5 protein-coding genes are annotated in these 3,976 nt (G+C 38.1%); all 5 read right to left on the bottom strand.

What is annotated here, in order from left to right; all coding sequences use genetic code 11:
- Positions 1-1,456 precede the first annotated feature (1,456 nt).
- Positions 1,457-1,699, bottom strand: coding sequence for a hypothetical protein (locus ACFSQ0_RS11300; RefSeq protein ID WP_379048323.1), 243 nt, complete (start codon positions 1,697-1,699; stop codon positions 1,457-1,459).
- 47 nt (positions 1,700-1,746) lie between these two features.
- Positions 1,747-2,391 carry an acetyltransferase gene (locus tag ACFSQ0_RS11295; RefSeq protein ID WP_379048321.1) on the bottom strand — a complete coding sequence of 215 codons (645 nt, stop codon included), beginning with the start codon at positions 2,389-2,391 and terminating at the stop codon, positions 1,747-1,749.
- Positions 2,392-2,492: 101 nt separating this feature from the next.
- On the bottom strand, positions 2,493-3,098 hold the full coding sequence (locus ACFSQ0_RS11290; RefSeq protein WP_379048319.1) for a sugar transferase: 606 nt from the start codon (positions 3,096-3,098) through the stop codon (positions 2,493-2,495).
- A gap of 122 nt (positions 3,099-3,220) precedes the next feature.
- A complete protein-coding gene (locus tag ACFSQ0_RS11285; RefSeq protein ID WP_379048317.1) occupies positions 3,221-3,538 on the bottom strand; it encodes a GIY-YIG nuclease family protein in 318 nt (105 codons plus the stop codon).
- Positions 3,539-3,643: 105 nt separating this feature from the next.
- Complete coding sequence (locus ACFSQ0_RS11280; protein WP_379048316.1) at positions 3,644-3,961, bottom strand: GIY-YIG nuclease family protein; 318 nt, start codon at positions 3,959-3,961, stop codon at positions 3,644-3,646.
- Between the last annotated feature and the right edge of the window lie 15 nt (positions 3,962-3,976).

Genomic DNA, 3,976 nt, shown 5'->3' with positions numbered 1-3,976 from the left:
GCGACCCTTAGGGAGTCCCGAGTATTCGGGAAAGCCTTGGAGCCAATTTAGCAAAATACAAGTGGTTTTCAGCAAAGCTGAAAAATACCTCAGAAAAAGTGTACCTTCTTTTGTTTCGTTTTCTCCTGTATCCGACGAGCGCAGCGAGAGGAATACACCGTAAAGAAAATGAAAATTAGGACATAGAAAGATTGATGAATTGTTAAGATGTAGGTTTTGAAAAAGAAAATAAACTCGCTACTTTTCGACTTTACCTCGATACAAGGGTATTTGCCTATCGGCAAAAACCCCCACTCGGTGTGACAAGGCAGGTTTTAAAGTTATTCTATACACCAGCAGCCCACATCAAAAAGCGTTTCAAAGCAGGGCTTTGCAATCTTTTTCTTCAGTATAACTTGTGTTTTGCGCATAAATTAGGCAGGATAATAGACTTAAAAGTGAATAATATACCGCTATCTACTTAGCGCGACCCTTAGGGAGTCCCGAGTATTCGGGAAAGCCTTGGAGCCAATTTAGCAAAATGCAAGTGGTTTTCAGCTTGTCTGAAAAATACCTCAGAAAAAGTGTACTTTCTTTTGTTTCGTTTTCTCCTGTATCCGACGAGCGCAGCGAGAGGAATACACCGTAAAGAAAATGAAAATTAGGATATAGAAAGATTGATGAATTGTTAAGATGTAGGTTTTGAAAAAGAAAATAAACTCGCTACTTTTCGACTTCACCTCGATACAAGGGTTTTGTTCTATCGCCCAAAAACCCCCACTCGGTGTGACAAGGCAGGTTATTTTATAAAAGAATAAATAGAAATACCATTCAAACCCGGCCTATCGAAAATAGCGCGTAAAATTGGCAGTGCAGTAAGCGTTGAAAATTTTAGGCTGTTTGAAACCGATTGGAAATCGGGTGAGTTCCTAAAATTTAGCTTGCAAACATACAATTTAGCGCTAGTTTCGTAAGCCTAGACTTTTTTGCTACTTTTTTCGGCGATGGAAAAAAGTAGAGGATTAAGAAATGGATATTTTTAGTTTTCGATTAGTAATGTATAATAATAGAGTTTTAAAAAAATCGCTATTTCGCTACCCAGTAGTCCCGAGTATTCGGGATCTCGATACTTCACATTTTTGTTCTATCGTCCAAAAATCCGAAACTCGAACTGACAAGGCAGGTTTTAAAATACTAGTACTTAGTGCGACCATTAGCAGTCCCGACACTTCGGTGTCACTTCGAGTGGGCCAGCCTAGCCAACAGGCATTTTTAATGCCGTAGTTGGACTTGCTGGGTTGTATCGAGAAGTGAGTTTAATTGCAACTATAAACATGTGCAGTACTTTTCGACCTGTTCTCGATACTTCGCATTTTTGGTTTCCCCCAAAAAAGCGAAACTCGAACTGACAAGGCAGGTTGTATCGAGAAGTGGTTTAATTAAAACTAAAAAAGTAAAGGATTAAAAAACTCCAATTTTAAGGCTTGCAAACCTTACAAGCTGTATAGCCCGCAGCTATAGCTTCAGCCTTAGTGGTTTTAACCTTACTGCTTTTTAAATACCTACAACCGGTTTTGTGGTACTTCTTACCGGTATTGGTAATATAAACTACTTCGGTAATGGGCTGTATGCGCTCTACTTTTACCGGTAAACTGACCGCCGAAAAACTCGGACTTAGGGCGCTGACGAGAAATAGTAGAAGGAATAAAAAGTTTTTCATTCACAAAAGTGTATTTATTGGAAAACAACTACAATAGCCATAGCATTTTAATGAAACTTTATAGGCTTAGCCGGAATTCCAACGGCGGTACAACTTTCAGGAAGAGATTTGGCTACAACAGCGCCTGCCCCTACCGTGGTATTCGCACCTATTTCTAGTTGGTTGATTATTTTAGCTCCTGTCCCTACATATACCTTTTCTTGTATAAGCACCTCTCCAGATATATTTACACTAGGCATAAACGAAGCGAAATTACCAATGGTGGTATCGTGACCAACAGTGCAAGCCAAGTTCAAAGTCACAAAATCTCCTATCTTGATATTACACGTAATAATAGTCCCTGCGCAAACTACACTCCCTTTTCCTATACTCACCTCATCTGCACCAATTATAGCGTTTGGATGGATTAAAGAAGGGAACTGATAGTCATATTTTTCCAAACGCTCAACAAGCTCTGCCTTCACTCTTGGAGTACCAATACCTAACGCAATATGAGTGCCAGGTTTTTCTCGATTGATTAAATCATCAATTGATCCAAGATAAGGTATACCGTTTATTTTATCAGGCAATTGCAAATTGTCATCATAAAAACCTCGTAATGTATAAGAAAGTTCTTTTTGATTAATCTGATCAATAAGCATTTTTATTTCTCGACCAAATCCTCCTGCCCCTATGATAACAATTTCTTTCATAATCTATTTGATTAATATCTGTAACCTAAATTCTGATTTTAGCTAAATTAATACATAATGTTAGAAGCACAATTTTTTTTAGACTATAAGTATTCAAAACCTTACTTATTCCCCTTAAAAGCTTCGGCTGTAGCCTGACCTTCTTGACTGATGCCTTCTGACACCAGCACCTTTTTGGCGGTTAAGAAAAGTATTTTCAGGTCTACTGCCAAACTTTGATTTTTTACGTACCACACATCGTAATCGAACTTCTGTTCCCAAGATATGGCATTTCTGCCGTTTACTTGTGCCCAACCGGTAATGCCTGGTTTTACATGGTGTCGCTTGCGCTGAATTTCATTATATAAGGACAGGTATTCGGGTAATAAAGGCCGCGGACCTACAAAACTCATATCGCCCTTGAGTACGTTAAGCAGCTGCGGTATTTCATCTAAAGAAGTTTTACGGACAAAGCGTCCTACGGCCGTGAGGCGTTGTGCATCGGGAAGCAAACGTCCTTGTGCATCTTTTTTATCGTTCATAGTTTTGAACTTCACAATGGTAAAAATACGCTCTCCCTTCCCAGGTCTGCGCTGAAAGAAAAAGGGCTTTCCGCTATTGGCAATGGCCAGCGCTATCATAACGAGCAGGAAAATTGGACTGAGCAATAGCAAGCCGATTAGGGCTGCAAGGAAATCGAGGGTGGGTTTAATAGTTGATTTGTACATTAATTTAGTGACTGGTGAATGGTTGACATGCAAGATGCTGAAATAAATTCAGCATGACAAGGGATTGGTTCAGGATGACAAAATAAACTAGTTGTCACCCTGAATTTATTTCAGGGTCTCATTCAAGGGTCTAGGTCTGAGCCCAAAGGTTTATATAAATCTTTCCATTCAGGATTATCTTGCTCTATTAAGTTTATTTTCCATTGTCGATGCCAGTTCTTTAATTGTTTTTCTCTTGCTATAGCATCTTCTATATATTGAAATTCTTCAACATACACTAAGCGCTTTAGTTTATATTTCGAAGTAAACTGACTAGCCTTGCCTTCTAAATGACGTTCCATTCTATCATCTATTCCTCCAGTTACACCGATATACAATACACCCTTAGGTTTATTTGTTAAAATATATACTGTATAATTGTGGTATGTTCGTTGGGGCATAAATCTATTTTATTTAGATGCTGAAACAAGTTCAGCATGACAAGGGATTGGTTCAGGATGACAAAATAAACTAGTTGTCACCCTGAATTTATTTCAGGGTCTCATTCAAGGGTCTAGGTCTGAGCCCAAAGGTTTATATAAATCTTTCCATTCAGAATTATCTTGCTCTATTAAATTAATCTTCCATTGTCGATGCCAGTTCTTTAATTGTTTTTCTCTTGCTATAGCATCTTCAATATATTGAAATTCTTCAACATACACTAAGCGCTTTAGTTTATATTTTGAGGTGAATTTGCTTCCTTCTCCATTTATATGCCGTTCCATTCTATCATCTATTCCTCCAGTTACACCGATATACAATACACCTTTAGGTTTATTTGTTAAAATATATACCGTATAATTGTGGTATGTTCGTTGGGGCATAGATCTATTTTATTT

Source organism: Mesonia sediminis, from assembly GCF_042684705.1.
GTDB lineage: Bacteria > Bacteroidota > Bacteroidia > Flavobacteriales > Flavobacteriaceae > Mesonia > Mesonia sediminis.
Note: the sequence above shows the minus strand (reverse complement) of the source record. Positions and strands in the feature narration are given on the sequence as shown.

What these genes read in the sequence shown, in the direction of transcription:
- ACFSQ0_RS11285 (WP_379048317.1), bottom strand. Translation starts at nt 3,538, where the DNA reads ATGCCCCAACGAACATACCACAATTATACAGTATATATTTTAACAAAT.
- ACFSQ0_RS11280 (WP_379048316.1), bottom strand. Translation starts at nt 3,961, where the DNA reads ATGCCCCAACGAACATACCACAATTATACGGTATATATTTTAACAAAT.
- ACFSQ0_RS11290 (WP_379048319.1), bottom strand. Translation starts at nt 3,098, where the DNA reads ATGTACAAATCAACTATTAAACCCACCCTCGATTTCCTTGCAGCCCTA.
- ACFSQ0_RS11300 (WP_379048323.1), bottom strand. Translation starts at nt 1,699, where the DNA reads ATGAAAAACTTTTTATTCCTTCTACTATTTCTCGTCAGCGCCCTAAGT.
- ACFSQ0_RS11295 (WP_379048321.1), bottom strand. Translation starts at nt 2,391, where the DNA reads ATGAAAGAAATTGTTATCATAGGGGCAGGAGGATTTGGTCGAGAAATA.